Below are 14,452 nucleotides of genomic sequence, written 5' to 3' on the forward strand. Positions count from 1 at the left end.
CGTAGAATCCCGAACGGCTCCACCAAAAGTGGGGCCGTTTTCTCATCTACTGCCGCGCCAAAAGCGCCCACCGTCATGACCCCGACCTCCCTCTTCGGCCTGCCCGAGCAAGCACCCCACGAGCGCGTGCTGCTCGCCACCGACCCGGCCACCGGCCTCAAGGCCATCCTCGCCGTGCACAGCACCGCGCGTGGCCCTGCCTTTGGCGGCTGCCGCCTGTGGCACTACGAATCCGAAGCCGCCGCGCTGAACGACGCGCTGCGCCTGTCCCAGGGCATGAGCCTGAAGAACGCCCTGGCCGACCTGCCCTTCGGCGGCGGCAAGGCCGTCATCCTGAAGCCCGAGGGCCAGTTCGACCGCCCCGCCCTGTTCGCCGCCTTCGGCCGCGCCGTGCAGTCGCTGAACGGCGCCTACATCACCGCCGAGGACGTCGGCACGACGACTGCCGACATGCGCGGCATGCAGGCCGTGACGCCCTATGTGAGCGGCATCCCGCGTGAAGGCGCCTTCGGCGGCGACCCCAGCCCCAAGACGGCCTGGGGCGTGTTCGTCTCCATCCAGGCCGGCGCCCGCCTCGTGCTGGGCCGCTCGTCGCTGGAAGGTGTGCGCGTCGCCCTGCAGGGCCTGGGCGCCGTCGGCTGGCATCTGGCCGAGTTCCTGCACCAGGCCGGCGCCAAGCTGGTCGTGGCTGACGTGGACGCCGCCAAGGTCGAGCGCGCCGTCGCCCAGTTCGGCGCCACCGCCGTCAGCGTGGCCGACATCCTCGCCGTTGACGTCGACGTGCTGGCGCCCTGCGCCCTTGGCGCCTCGCTGAACGAGCAGACCGTCCCCACCATCCACGCCAAGCTCATCGCCGGCGCCGCCAACAACCAGCTCGCCACGCCGACCGACGGCGACGCGCTGCAGCGCCGCGGCATCTGCTACCTGCCCGACTACCTGGTGAATGCCGGCGGCATCATCAGCGTGGCCCGCGAGTACCGCAACGAGGGCGAGGAGAAGGCCGTCATGGCCGAGGTCAGCAAGATCGCCGAGCGCGTGGAAGAGCTGCTGCAGCGCGTGCAGTCGGCCGACTCGACCCCGGCCCGCGTGGCCGACGACTGGGCCCGCTCCAAGCTCGTGCGCCTGGCCTGAGTCCAGCCCCTAGTTGGCTGGGCGGTTGCGCCCAGCCAACACCTAGAGAGCTCTCCCCAGTCCAGGGTTTGTCTCAGGCGGTTTGTCCTCCAGGTGACACAGCCGATGCGCACAATTCGCGTCGGTTACGCACGATTACGGAGACAAACACATCATGAAGAACCCACGTCCTGCGGGCCCGTTGCGCCCGCTGCTGGCGGCCATCGCACTGCTGCCGCTGGCCCTGACCGCCCAAGCCGCCGGCTACCGCTTCGGCACCCAGAGCGCCGCCTCCGAGGGCACGGCCAATGCCAATGCCGCCGAGGCCGCCGACGCCAGCACCCTGTTCGCCAACCCCGCCGGCCTGACCCGGCTCAAGGGCTGGAACTTCTCCGGCGTCATCGACTACGTCGACCCCAAGGCCAAGTTCACCGACCAGGGCTCCTATATCTCCCTGCCCGGCAGCGGCCTGCAGTCGCGCCCTACGGGCACCGTCGGCGACACGCAGACCTTCGCCAAAGCGGCCGTCGTGCCCCACTTCTACGGCAGCTACCAGGCCTCGGACACCCTGGCCTACGGCGTCGGCTTCTTCGTGCCGTGGGGCACCAAGCTCGATTACCGCCCGGACTGGGGGGGCCGCTACAACCTGCAAAAGGTCGAGCTGAAGTCCTTCTCGCTGAACCCCAACATCGCCTGGAAGGCCACGCCTGAGCTGTCCGTCGCCGGCGGCATCAACCTGCAGTACATGGAAGGCAAGCTGAAGCGCGCGACACCCTACGCTTCGGCCTACGCCAAGGGCCTGCTCGGCGCCGCCCAGCAGGCTGCCGCGGCCGGTGCGCCGGGCCTGGCGCTGCAATTGCAGCAGCAAGCAGCCCAGGTCTTCGGCAACACCGCCTATGACGGCTCGGTCGCCATCGAGGGCAAGGACTGGGGCCTGGGCTTCAACCTGTCGGCCCTGTGGGAGCCGGTCGCCGGCACGCGCGTCGGCGTGGCCTACCGCAGCAGCGTCAGCCACAAGCTCAAGGGCGATGCCGACTGGACCCAGCCGGCCAACCTGCCGCCCGAAGTGCTGGCCGCCATCACCGGCAAGCCCTACAACGGCACCTCGGCCCTGGACCACAACGACTCCGGCGCCAGCCTCGCCGTCACCACGCCCGAGTCGCTGTCCCTGCACGGCTTCCACCAGCTGACGCCGACCATCGCCATCATGGGCGACTTCACCTTCACGCGCGACTCGCGCCTGAAGCAGCTGCGCATCGACTTCGACAACTCGACGGCCGACTCCATCACGCCCGAGCACTGGAAGGACAGCACCAAGGTCTCCGTGGGCGCGCAATGGCAGGCCCTGCCCTCGCTGCTGCTGCGCGCGGGCTATGCCAAGGACCTGTCGCCCGTGCCTTCGGCCACGCGCAGCCCGGCCCTGCCCGACGCCCACCGCACCTGGCTGGCCCTGGGCGCCAACTTCGCGGTCATGGACAACGCCAGCGTCGACTTCTCCTTCGGCAAGGTCAAGCTGAAGGACGCCGCGATGAACGCGACGGACGATGCCGAAGGCGAGACGCCGTGCAACTGCTCCTACGCAACCGCACGCGGCAACTACACCACCAAGGCCACCATCTTCGGTGTCCAGTTCAACTACAAGTTCTGAGGAGGCGAACACCATGGATCGCCGCAGTTTTCTACGCCGCAGCGCCGCGCAAGCGGGCGCCCTGATCACCGCCTCCACCGCCCTGTCCAGCCTCGTCGGCTGCGGCGGCGGTGGCGACGCGGGTGCGCCCATCGAGCCCTTGCCCGCCACCTTCCCGGGCAGCAGCACGCCGCTGCCGGCCACGCCCGCCGCCAGCGGTGCGTTCAAGTTCCCGCAGTCGGTCGCCTCGGGCGACCCCAAGCCCGACGGTGCCGTGCTGTGGGCCCGCGTCGTGCCGAACTCGGCCGATGACGTGGCCAGCGCCAGCGGTGGCGGCAGCTTCACGGTGACGCTGAAGATCAGCAGCGCCGCGGGCAATGCCGCCCTGCTGGGCACGACGACGGCCCTGACCGGCACCGCCGACGCCAGCGCCGAGGTGCCCGTCTACGAGTTCTACGACCACACGCTGCGCCACCGCATCAGCGGCCTGCAGCCCAACACGGTCTACTACTACCAGTTCACGGCCGGCAGCAACAGCTCGCGCGTGGGCCGCTTCAAGACGGCCCCGGCCGCCGACGCGGACAACAGCACGCTGAATTTCGCCTTCGCCTCCTGCCAGGACTGGAGCGTGAACCACTGGGCCGGCATGGACACGCTGGCGCAGGAAAACATCGACTTCATCGTCCACCTGGGCGACTACATCTACGAGGCCGTCGGTGCGGACTACCAGGCCGGCGGCGTCGAGAGCGCCCACACGGCCCTCAGCCTGCCCGCCGGCACCACCCTGCCCACGGGCGGCAAGTACGCGACGACCATCGCCGACTACCGCTACCTCTACAAGCGCTACCGCACCGACCGCCGCCTGCAGAACCTGCATGAGCGCTTCGCCTTCGTGGCCGTCTGGGACGACCACGAGTTCAGCGACGACTGCTGGCAGGATCGCGAAACCTACGACAACGGCACGTTCAACCCGACCACCCAGGTCGGCGACAACACCGCCCAGACCTCGCGCCGCCTGGCCGCCAACCAGGCCTGGTTCGAGAACATGCCGGCCGACATCAGCTTCACGCTGGACCCCGGCCAGGGCATCACCGGCATCCGCATCTACCGCGACCTGAAGTTCGGCAAGCTGATGCACCTGGTCATGACCGACCAGCGCCTCTACCGCGCCGACCACCTGATCCCCGAAGCTGCGCCCAGCCCGCTGACGGGCCAGGCCGTGGGCTCCATCGGCGCACGCTATCTGGTGCCGCAGGCCACGCTGGCCGGCGTCGAGGCCGCCAAGCTGGCCGCCGGCGCCGCCCTGCCCGACCCGCTGGCCCTGGTCAGCGTGCTGGGTGGCGCCCAGCGCCAGTGGTGGACGCAGACGATGACGACGTCCACGGCGCTGTGGAAGGTCTGGGGCAACGAGGTCTCGCTGCTGCGCATGGGCATGGACGGCAACAAGATCCCGACCGCGCCGGCCGCCTTCAAAGCCAAGTTCGTGCTGAACGCCGACCAGTGGGACGGTTTCAACGCCGAGCGCAAATACCTGATGGGCCAGCTGCTGGCCAAGGGCGTGAAGAACGTGGTGGCCGTCACCGGCGACATCCACGCCTTCTATGCCGGCGTGGTCATGGCCGACTACGACGCCGCCACGCCAGTGCCGGCCATGGTCGACCTGGTCACGGCCGGCGTGTCCAGCAACTCCAACTTCAGCTACTTCTACAGCGCGGCCACCCAGCCGGCGTTCGCGGCACTGAAGCCGCTGGTCGCGACCAGCGAGTTCGAGTCCGAGGCCATCGCCATCCAGATGCTGAGCGCGGCCATCGCCATCGCCGCCGGCGTGACCGACCTGAGCAACACGGCCGCCATCCAGGCCGCCGTGCAGGGCGCCATCATGGCCGGCAAGGTGCCGGCCGCGGCCTTCGCGCCGACGGCCACGCTGTCCAGGGCCGTCATCAACACCTTCGACGAGACCCAGAACGGCAATATGGGCACCATCGTCGCAGGCACGATTGCGGGCCTGGCCGGTGCGGGCAAGTCGGTGGCCGCGATGACCCTCTACGGCCTGATCCAGCAATCGCTGGCCGCGGCCCTGGGCATCCCGGCCAACCTCGTGCCGGCGTCCGAGGTGATCAAGCGACTCAACCCCTTCGCCAACTCGACGACGGGCGTGCCGCCGACGGTCAACAACCCCTGGATCAAGCATGTCGACAGCGACGCCCAGGGCTATGCCGTCGTGTCGGTCAGCAAGACGGAGATGCTCTGCACCTTCAAGAAGATGGCACGTCAGGTCGGCGGCACGGCACCGGCCAGCCCGGTGGCCAGCGTCAAGACCGTGCGCGTCGCGGCCGGCGTGACCGACGTCAGCGTGGTGGCCAGCCTCTAAAACCAGGCCGTCGCTCGAAAACACAAACGCCCGGTTCAACCGGGCGTTTGTTCATCCAGCGGCCGCCGTGGAACTGGCTTTGCCAGGCCACTGGCGGCGCCCCCTTGAGGGGGAGGCGCGTGAGCGCCTCGGGGGTGGGCTATTACTCGCCGAGGTAGGCGGCGCGGACTTTCGGGTCGTTCAAAAGGGCCTGGCCCTCGCCGTCCATGGTCACTTCACCGGACTCCATCACATAGCCGCGGTTGGCCAGCTGCAGCGCCCGGCTGGCGTTCTGCTCGACGAGCAGCACCGTCACGCCCTGCTGGTGGATGTCGTTCACGACCTCGAAGATCTTGTCCACCATGATGGGCGACAGGCCCATGGAGGGCTCGTCCAGCAGCAGCACCTTGGGGCGGGCCATCAGCGCGCGGCCCATGGCCAGCATCTGCTGCTCACCGCCGGACATGGTGCCGGCCAGCTGCTTGGCGCGCTCCTTCAGCCGCGGGAACAGCGCGAAGACCTTGTCCATGTCGGAGTCGATCTCGCCGTCGTTGCGGTTGTAGGCGCCCATCTGCAGGTTTTCGGTGATGGTCATGCGCGTGAAGGTGCCACGACCCTCCGGCACCATCACCAGGCCCTTCTTGGCCAGGTCCCAGGCGCCCTTGCCCTTGATGGACTCGCCCAGATAGCTCACGTCGCCGGCGGCGATCGGCTGGATGCCGGTGATGGCCTTCATCGTCGTCGTCTTGCCCGCGCCGTTGGCGCCGATCAGCGACACCAGTTCGCCCTCGCGCACCTCGAAGTTGACGCCCTTGACGGCCTGGATGCCGCCATAGGCCACCTTCAGGCCGCTGACCTTGAGCAGGGTTTGCTTTGCTTCTGCCATGTTGTTGTGTCCCCGTTCAATGAGCTTTGTGACCGGCGCCGAGATAGGCTTCAATGACCTTCTCGTTGTTCTGCACTTCGGCCGGCGTGCCTTCGGCGATCTGCTTGCCGTAGTCCAGCACCGTCACGCGGTCGCACAGGCCCATCACCAGCTTCACGTCGTGCTCGATCAGCAGGATGGTGCGGCCGTCGTTGCGGATGCGGTCGATCAGCTCGCGCAGCACGACCTTCTCGGTCGCGTTCATGCCGGCGGCGGGTTCGTCCAGCGCGATCAGCTGGGGGTCCGTCGCCAGCGCACGGGCGATCTCCAGGCGGCGCTGGTCACCATAGCTCAACGTGCGGGCCTTGTACTCCGCAAACTGACCGATGCCGACATAGTCCAGCAGCTCCTGAGCACGCGCCTTGATGGCGGCTTCCTCGGCCTTGAACTTGGGTGTGCGGAAGACCGCACCGACGAGGCCGGACTTGGTGCGGATATGGCGGCCCACCATCACGTTCTCCAGCGCCGTCATGTCGGCGAAGAGGCGGATGTTCTGGAAGGTGCGGGCGATGCCCGCCTTGGCCACCTGGTGCACGGCCTGGGGCGCATAGGGCGTGCCGCCGAGGGCGAAGCTGCCGCCATCCGGCACATACAGGCCCGTGATGACGTTGAAGAAGGTCGTCTTGCCGGCGCCGTTGGGGCCGATCAGGCCATAGACCTGGCCGCGCTGGATCTGGATGCCGACGTCGGACAGGGCCTGCACACCGCCGAAGCGCTTGGAGGCGCCGCTGACGTTGAGAACGATGTTGTCGTGTTGTGTCATGTGCGTGCTCCCCTCACTTCGCGGCCGGCGGTGCGACCTTGCCATGCTCCGGTGACGGCCACAGGCCGCGCGGGCGGGCCAGCATGATGCCGATCATGGCCAGGGCCACCAGCAGCTGGCGCAGGATGGAAGCGTCCAGGCGGCCGTCCGTCATCTGCTGCAGCGGACCGGCGACATAGCGCAGCACCTCGGGCAGGGCCGACAGCATCAGCGCGCCGAGGATGACGCCCGGGATGTGGCCGATGCCGCCCAGCACCACCATGGCGACGATCATGACGGACTCCTGCAGGCTGAAGGACTCGGGCGACACGAAGCCCTGGAAGCTCGCGAACATCGCGCCCGACACGCCGCCGAAGGTGGCGCCCATGCCGAAGGCCAGCAGCTTCAGGTTTCGGGTGTTGATGCCCATGGCCTTGGCGGCGATCTCATCCTCGCGGATGGCCATCCAGGCACGGCCGATGCGCGACTGCTCAAGCCGGTAGCAGATGATGACACCGGCCACCACGAGCGCCAGGAAGAGGTAGTAGTACAGCGTCACAGACGGCAGCGTGAAGCCGAAGACGTCCCAGGACTTGCCCAGATCCACGCCAAAGACGCGGAAGGAGTCGATCTGGCCGATGCCGCGCGGGCCGTTGGTGATGTTGAGCGGGTACTCGAGGTTGTTCAGGAAGACGCGGATGATTTCGCCGAAGCCGAGCGTGACGATGGCGAGGTAGTCGCCGCGCAGCTTCAGCGTCGGCGCGCCCAGCATCACGCCGAAGAAGGCCGCCAGCGCCGCCGCGGCCGGAATGACCAGCCAGAGCGGCGAGTGCAGGCCGGTCGGGAAAGCGGCCTGGAAGGCCTCGAAGTTCTCGCTCAGGTGCGGGCTGGCCAGCAGCGCGAACATATAGGCGCCGACCGCGTAGAAGGCGACATAGCCCAGGTCCAGCAGGCCGGCGTAGCCGACGACGATGTTGAGCCCCAGCGCCAGCAGCACATAGAGCAGGGCCAGGTCGATGATGCGGACCGGGCCGTTGCCGAGTTGCTGAGCGAACAGCGGCACGACCAGCAGGCCGACGGCGGCGATGAGGAAGGTGATGATCTTCTTGGTTTGCATGCTGTGCTCCCGTCAGGCGCGATCCGCCACACGCTCGCCGAGCAGGCCCGAGGGGCGCAGCGTCAGCACGAGGATGAGGGCGACGAAGGCGAAGATGTCGGCGTAGTGGCTGCCCAGCACACCGCCGGTCAGGTCACCGAGGTAGCCGGCGCCGATGGCTTCGATCAGGCCCAGCAGCACGCCGCCGACGACGGCGCCGGCCAGGTTGCCGATGCCGCCCAGCACCGCGGCCGTGAAGGCCTTCAGGCCAGGCATGAAGCCCATGGTGTGCTGCACCGTGCCGTAGTTGGCCGCCCACATCAGGCCGGCGACGGCCGCGAGAGCGGCGCCGATGACGAAGGTGGTGGAGATGATGAAGTCGGGCTTGACGCCCATCAGGCCGGCCACGCGCGGGTTCTCGGCGGTGGCGCGCATCGCGCGGCCCAGCTTGGTGTAGTTCACCAGGTACATCAGCCCGGCCAGGATGCAGACCGTCAGGCCCAGGATCAGGCACTGCGTGACCGTGATGACGGGGCCGCCGAGGTCGAACGGCGTCGTCGGCAGCAGCAGCGGGAAGGGCTTGGGATTCGGCTTCCAGATGATCATCGCGAGCACCTGCAGCAGCAGCGACATGCCCATGGCGGTGATCAGCGGGGCCAGGCGCGGCGCGTTGCGCAGCGGCCGGTAGGCGATCTTCTCGACGGCGAAATTCAGCACCGAGCAGACGACCACCGCACAGGCCAGGCCGATCAGCATCAGGCTCCAGCCCGGCAGGCCGCTGTCGGCCAGGGCACTGACGACGGTCCAGCTGACCAAGGCCCCCACCATCAGGATCTCGCCGTGGGCGAAGTTGATGAGGTTGATGATGCCGTAGACCATCGTGTAGCCCAGGGCGACGAGGGCATACATGCTCCCCAGCACCAGGCCGTTGATGATCTGTTGAATCAGAGTCTCCATGAGGGCTCCAGGAATATTGTTGGGGCGCAGCATGCGCCAAGCGACCTGCGTTAAATCGCAACCCTCGTGCCAATCACGGCGTTTCAAGGGTATTCACCGACGGTATGAAACGGCCGACCGTTCGATCCGTCCCACGGGGGCGGGCCTGGTCAGATTTCACGAGTGTCGGCCCACCCAAACTGGGCGGAAATCCGCACAAACCTGACGCGCCGAGAGCGGTTCTCCGCCAACGCTGAAAAAACTGGCTTCGGGCCTGTCCCGCGGTCCACGGCATGGGCACACTACACGGCCCCTTGCCATGGTTGTGCCTGCCTCTTTCCGCCCGCGCGCGCTGCGCCTGATCCGCCTGCTGAGCCGGCCGGGCTTCCATCTCTTCCTGACCGGCCTGCTGATGGTGCTCGGCTTCGTGCTCGCGCACCGCTTGAGTGAACGCAGTGGCCGCGAGCAGCTGTCGGCGCTCAGCACCGAGAGGCTGGAGCTGTACGCCAGCAACCTGGCCGCCGAACTGGGCCGCCATGCCTCTCTGCCCAGCTTGCTGGCCATCGCGCCGACGCTGCAGGAGCTGATGAAGGCGCCCGACAAGGCCGAGGCCCGCCGCGCTGCCAGCCAGATGCTGGCCCGCGTCAATGTGCGTGCCGGCACCCACCAGATCTTTGTCGCTGATGCCGCGGGCCAGGTCTTGTCGGCCAGCGAGGCGCTGATGCCACCGGCCCGCCTCGCCGAAGCCCTGGCCCAGGGCCGCACCCACTTCTTCGCCGCCGACGCCGTCACCGGCAGCACCGACTTCTATCTGCTGCATCCGCTGCGCCAGGCAAGCGCCGCCCCCGGCGTCATCGTCGTGCGCTTCAACCTCGCGCCGCTGGAGGCGACCTGGATCGACCTCGGCCTGCGCTCGCAGAACGAACGCATCCTCATCGCCGACGACCAGGACGTCGTCATCATGAGCTCGGTCCAGCCCTGGAAATACGCCGTGCTGGGCCATGCCGACCCGTCGCGCCGCCAGGCCCTGCAGGCAAGCGCCCGCTATCCCCAGGCCATCGGCCCCAACCTGGAACTGCCGGCTTCGCTGGAGGTGCACCAGGGGCTGCAGGTCAAGCTGCCCGGCCAGGCCGCCATGCTGGCCCAGCAGCGCCAGCTCGTGCCCCTGGGCCTGCGCCTGGTCGCCCTGTCCGACCTGACCGAGGTCAAGCAGCGCGCCCAGTTGGCAGCCTGGGGAGGCGCGGCCTTTGGCGCCAGCATCGGCCTGCTCGTCCTCTACCTGTCATCGCGCCGGCGTGCACTGCGCCAGCTCACCAAGGCGCAGACCGAGCTTCAACAGGCCCATGCCCTGCTCGAACAACTGGTGGACAGCCGCACCGCCGAATTGCGCCAGACCAATGACGCATTGAAGACCCAGATCGCCCAGCGCCTGCAGACCGAGGGCGAGCTGCTGCAGGCCAGCAAGCTGGCCGTGCTGGGCCAGATGTCGGCCGGCCTGTCCCACGAGGTCAACCAGCCGCTGACGGCGCTGCGCGCCCTGGCGCGCAATTCCATCCGCCTGCTGGAAAGCGGCCGCCAGGACGCCGTGGCGACGAATCTGAAGCTGATGGACGAGATGGTCGAGCGCATGGGCCAGATCACGCGCCAGCTGAAGAGCTTCGCGCGCAAGGCCGACGAACAGGTGACCGGCGTCGTGTCGCTGCTGGACAGCGTGCGCAACGCCCAGGTGCTGCTGGAGCACCGCAGCCGGGCTCTCGGCATCGCGATGGAAGTCGACGTGCCGGCGGGCCTGCGCGTGCGGGCCGAGGCCAACCGGCTGGAGCAGGTGCTGGTCAATCTCTTCGGCAATGCCATCGATGCAATGCAGAACGAGGCCGACAGGCGGCTGCTTGTGCGGGCAACCGCACACGAAGGCAGCGGGCGTGTGCTCGTGCAGGTTCAGGACAGCGGCACGGGCGTCGGCGACGAGCAGCTGGCCCATCTCTTCGAGCCCTTCTTCACCACCAAGCCGGCCGGCGAAGGCCTGGGCCTGGGCCTGGTGATTTCGGCCAAGATCGTCCATGAATTCGGCGGCACCCTGCGTGCCCATCGTCTGGAGCACGGCATGAGTTTCGAATTCGACCTGGCGGTCGAAACCTGGGAGTCTGAAGATGTTTGAAGGCTACAAGGTCGTGTTCGTCGAGGACGACATGCCGGTGCGGGTCAGCCTCACGCAGACGCTGGAATTGGAAGGCTTCACGGTCGCCCCCTGCCGCAGCGCCGAGGAGGCCCTGCCCCATATCCAACCCGGCGCGCCCATCATCGTCATCACCGACGTGCGCCTGCCCGGCATGGACGGCCGCGCGCTGCTGGCCCATGTGCAGGCCACCGACGCCAGCATTCCCACCATCCTCATCACGGCGCATGGCGACGTGACCATGGCCGTGCAGTCCATGCGCGCCGGCGCCTACGACTTCATCGAGAAGCCCTTCGCGCCCGAGCGCCTGCTGGACGTCGCCCGCCGCGCCCTGGACCTGCGCACGCTGCGCCATTCGGCCGACGAGCTGCGCGCCCAGCTGCAGCGCGCCAGCGGCATCGAGGCCGCCCTGCTCGGCCAGTCGCCGGCCATGCAGCAGCTGCGCCGCCAGGTGCTCAACCTGGCCAGCACCTCGGCCGACGTGCTCATCGTCGGCGAGACCGGCACGGGCAAGGAGCTGGTGGCGCGCTGCCTGCACGATCAGAGCGCGCGCCGCGACCGCCACTTCGTCGCCATCAACTGCGGCGGCCTGCCCGAGGCCCTGTTCGAGAGCGAGCTGTTCGGCCACGAACAAGGTTCCTTCACAAGCGCCGCCAAGCGCCGCATCGGCAAGATCGAGCATGCCAATGGCGGCACCCTGCTGCTGGACGAGATCGAGACCATGCCGATCGCGCTGCAGATCAAGCTGCTGCGCGTGCTGCAGGAGCGGCGCATCGAGCGCCTGGGCTCCAACGAGGAGCTGCCGATCAATGTGCGCTTCATCGCCGCCAGCAAGGGCGACCTGCGCGAACAAGCCCAGCGCAACGAGTTCCGCAACGACCTCTACTACCGCCTCAACATCGCGACGCTCAATCTGCCGCCGCTGCGCGAACGCCGCGAGGACATCCCGCTGCTGTTCGAGCACTTCGTCGTGCAGGCCTGCGCCCGCTACGAGCGCGCCGCGCCCGAGCTGACGCCCGAGAAGCTGCGCGAGCTGATGGCCCACGACTGGCCCGGCAATGTGCGCGAGATCCGCAACGCCGCCGACCGCTTCGTGCTGGCGCTGGACGACCTCGACCCCCAGGCCGCGCTGCAGGCCCTGCCTTCGCTCAACCTGGCGCGGCAGATGGACCTCGTCGAGAAGACCTTGATCGAACAGGCCCTGCGCCGCTGCCACGGCAAGGTGCCCGCCGCCATGGAGCTGCTGGGCACGCCGCGCAAGACCCTCTACGACAAGCTGAACCGGCACGGCATCGTGCTGGACGACTTCCGCTAGCGATAGCGCTCGGGATCCGGCGAGTCGGTCGGATTCGAGATGACGCGGCGGAAGGCCGCGCTCATCGGCAGCTTCAGGTTCAGCCCCTGCGACGGCAGCGGCGACTCGAACCAGCGGCGGTAGATGGCGTGGATCTCGCCGCTGCGGTACAGCCCGGTCAGCACCTCATCGACCATCGCCTTGAACTGCGGGTCACCCTTGCGCAGGCCGATGGCATAGGGCTCGACCGTCAGGGCTTGGTCGGAGATGCGGTAGTCGTCCGCGCCCGGCCCCTGCTGGGCCAGCAGGGCGCGCAGCAGCACGTCGTCCATCAGGAAGGCCGAGGCGCGGCCGCTGCGCAGCAGCTGGAAGCCCTCGGGATCGTCCAGGCCGCCCAGGATGCGGATGCCCAAGGCCTGCTGGTCGTTGACCTTGGCCAGGTGCTGGATGCTGGTGGTGCCGACGGTGGACGCGACCGGGCGGCCACGCAGGTCGGCCAGGCCCTGCACGCGCTCGGCGGCGCGCGTCATCAGCCGGGTCTCGGCGATGAAGATGGTCAGCGAGAAGGCCTGCTGGCGGGCCCGTTCGGCCGTGTGCGTCGTGATGCCGCATTCCAGGTCCAGCGTGCCGTTGATGACCAGGGGCATGCGCGTGGCCGAGGCGACCTCGACGCGGCGCACTTCCAGGTCGGGCAGCTGCAGCTTGCTGCGTACGGCAGCGACGATGCGGTCGCAGAGCTCGACCGTATAGCCGGTGGGGCGCAGCTGGGCGTCGAGATAGGAGAAAGGCAGGGACGCCGGCCGGTAGCCGATGACGATGACGCCGGTGTCACGCACCCGGGTCAGCGTGGGGCCGTCGGCCGCCTGCGCGGCGAACGCGCACAGCGCGAGCAGCGCCGAGCTAAGTCGCTTCATCATCCAGGCGCCGCAACTGGGCCAACTTGTCGGCAATGCGCAGCTCCAGGCCGCGGGGCACGGGCTCATACCAGCGCTGCCCCTCCAGCCCGTCGGGCAGGTATTGCTCGCCCGCTGCGTAAGCGTTGGGCTCGTCGTGGGCATAGCGGTAGGCCTTGCCATAGCCCAGGTCCTTCATCAGCCGCGTCGGCGCATTGCGCAGATGCTCGGGCACAGGGCGGGTCTGGTCCTGCTTGATGAAGGCCTTGACCGCATTGAAGGCCTTGTAGACGGCGTTGGATTTGGGCGCGATGGCGAGGTAGACCACAGCTTCGGCCAACGCGAGCTCGCCTTCGGGCGTGCCCAGGCGCTCGTAGGTGTCGGCCGCGTCCAGCGTGATGCGCAGCGCCCGCGGGTCGGCCAGGCCGATGTCTTCGCTGGCCATGCGGATGAGGCGGCGCGAGATGTAGCGGGCGTCCACGCCGCCGTCGATCATGCGCACGAACCAGTAGAGGGCGCCGTCCGGGCTGCTGCCGCGCACGGACTTGTGCAGGGCCGAGATGACGTCGTAGAACTGGTCGCCACCCTTGTCATAGCGGCGCAGCTGCTCGCCGAGAGTCCGCTCCAGCAGGGCTTCGTCGATCTGGGCGCCATTGGCCAGCGAGGCCGCGGACTCCAGCGCGTTGAGCAGCCGGCGCGCATCGCCATCGGCATAGCCGATCAGGCGGTTGGCGGCGTCCTGGGTCGGCGTGGGGATGCCCAATTCGGCGGCGCCGCGCTCGATCAGCTGCTGCAGCTCTTCGGCATCCAGGCCCTTGAGCACCTGCACCTGGGCGCGCGACAGCAGGGCCGAGTTGACCTCGAAGCTGGGGTTCTCGGTCGTCGCGCCGATGAAAGTGAAGAGGCCGGACTCGACATGCGGCAGGAAGGCGTCCTGCTGGGCCTTGTTGAAGCGGTGCACCTCGTCGACGAAAAGGACCGTGCGACGGCCCTGCTGGGCGGCCAGTTGGGCGCGGTCGACAGCCTCGCGGATGTCCTTCACGCCACCCAGCACGGCGCTGATGGGAATGAAGAGGGCGTCGAAGGCACCCGCCATCAGGCGCGCCAACGTCGTCTTGCCGACGCCCGGCGGGCCCCACAGGATCATGCTCTGCAGCCGGCCCGCGTCGAAGGCCGCACGCAGCGGCATGCCCGGGCCGAGCAGATGGCGCTGGCCGATGACTTCGTCCAGCGTCTTCGGGCGCAGGCGCTCCGCCAGCGGCTGCGCCGGCGGCTCGGCGTCGAAGAGGGACGCTGTACTCAC

General features: G+C 68.5%; 11 protein-coding genes. 5 read left to right on the forward strand and 6 right to left on the reverse strand.

Annotated features, from left to right (window positions below; translation table 11 throughout):
- The first annotated feature begins 75 nt into the window (after window positions 1–75).
- The 3 genes from AC07OY_RS22730 (at window position 76) to AC07OY_RS22740 (ending at window position 5,108) form a co-directional block, all read left to right on the forward strand.
- Window positions 76–1,131, forward strand: coding sequence for a Leu/Phe/Val dehydrogenase (locus AC07OY_RS22730; protein ID WP_495044850.1), 1,056 nt, complete (start codon window positions 76–78; stop codon window positions 1,129–1,131).
- A gap of 154 nt (window positions 1,132–1,285) precedes the next feature.
- Window positions 1,286–2,758, forward strand: coding sequence for an OmpP1/FadL family transporter (locus AC07OY_RS22735; RefSeq protein ID WP_495044851.1), 1,473 nt, complete (start codon window positions 1,286–1,288; stop codon window positions 2,756–2,758).
- Between the two features lie 13 nt (window positions 2,759–2,771).
- Complete coding sequence (locus AC07OY_RS22740; RefSeq protein ID WP_495044852.1) at window positions 2,772–5,108, forward strand: alkaline phosphatase D family protein; 2,337 nt, start codon at window positions 2,772–2,774, stop codon at window positions 5,106–5,108.
- A 142-nt stretch (window positions 5,109–5,250) separates the two neighbouring features.
- On the opposite strand, the gene AC07OY_RS22745 is transcribed toward AC07OY_RS22740, so the two are convergent.
- From AC07OY_RS22745 to AC07OY_RS22760, 4 genes are read right to left on the reverse strand one after another with little or no spacing between them, the layout of a single operon-like run.
- On the reverse strand, window positions 5,251–5,973 hold the full coding sequence (locus tag AC07OY_RS22745; RefSeq protein ID WP_495044853.1) for an ABC transporter ATP-binding protein: 723 nt from the start codon (window positions 5,971–5,973) through the stop codon (window positions 5,251–5,253).
- 16 nt (window positions 5,974–5,989) lie between these two features.
- A complete protein-coding gene (locus tag AC07OY_RS22750; protein ID WP_495044854.1) occupies window positions 5,990–6,775 on the reverse strand; it encodes an ABC transporter ATP-binding protein in 786 nt (261 codons plus the stop codon).
- Window positions 6,776–6,788: 13 nt separating this feature from the next.
- Window positions 6,789–7,871, reverse strand: coding sequence for a branched-chain amino acid ABC transporter permease (locus AC07OY_RS22755; protein ID WP_495044855.1), 1,083 nt, complete (start codon window positions 7,869–7,871; stop codon window positions 6,789–6,791).
- A 12-nt stretch (window positions 7,872–7,883) separates the two neighbouring features.
- Window positions 7,884–8,807 (reverse strand): branched-chain amino acid ABC transporter permease, encoded by a 924-nt coding sequence (locus AC07OY_RS22760; RefSeq protein WP_119047260.1) that lies wholly within the window; start codon window positions 8,805–8,807, stop codon window positions 7,884–7,886.
- 298 nt (window positions 8,808–9,105) lie between these two features.
- On the opposite strand from AC07OY_RS22760, the gene AC07OY_RS22765 reads away from it, so the two are divergent.
- A complete protein-coding gene (locus AC07OY_RS22765) occupies window positions 9,106–10,944 on the forward strand; it encodes a sensor histidine kinase (protein ID WP_495044856.1) in 1,839 nt (612 codons plus the stop codon).
- Entirely contained in the window at window positions 10,937–12,277 is a 1,341-nt protein-coding gene (locus AC07OY_RS22770) for a sigma-54-dependent transcriptional regulator (RefSeq protein WP_495044857.1), read from the forward strand. Before AC07OY_RS22765 ends, AC07OY_RS22770 begins: the two co-directional genes overlap by 8 nt.
- Here the strand turns inward: AC07OY_RS22770 and AC07OY_RS22775 are convergent.
- Entirely contained in the window at window positions 12,274–13,173 is a 900-nt protein-coding gene (locus AC07OY_RS22775; RefSeq protein ID WP_495044858.1) for an amino acid ABC transporter substrate-binding protein, read from the reverse strand. The two genes, AC07OY_RS22770 and AC07OY_RS22775, sit on opposite strands and share 4 nt — an antisense overlap.
- On the reverse strand, window positions 13,157–14,452 hold the full coding sequence (locus AC07OY_RS22780; protein WP_495044859.1) for a replication-associated recombination protein A: 1,296 nt from the start codon (window positions 14,450–14,452) through the stop codon (window positions 13,157–13,159). The genes AC07OY_RS22775 and AC07OY_RS22780 overlap by 17 nt, the downstream gene beginning before the upstream one ends.

Source organism: Roseateles sp. GW821-FHT09H10 (assembly GCF_059415865.1).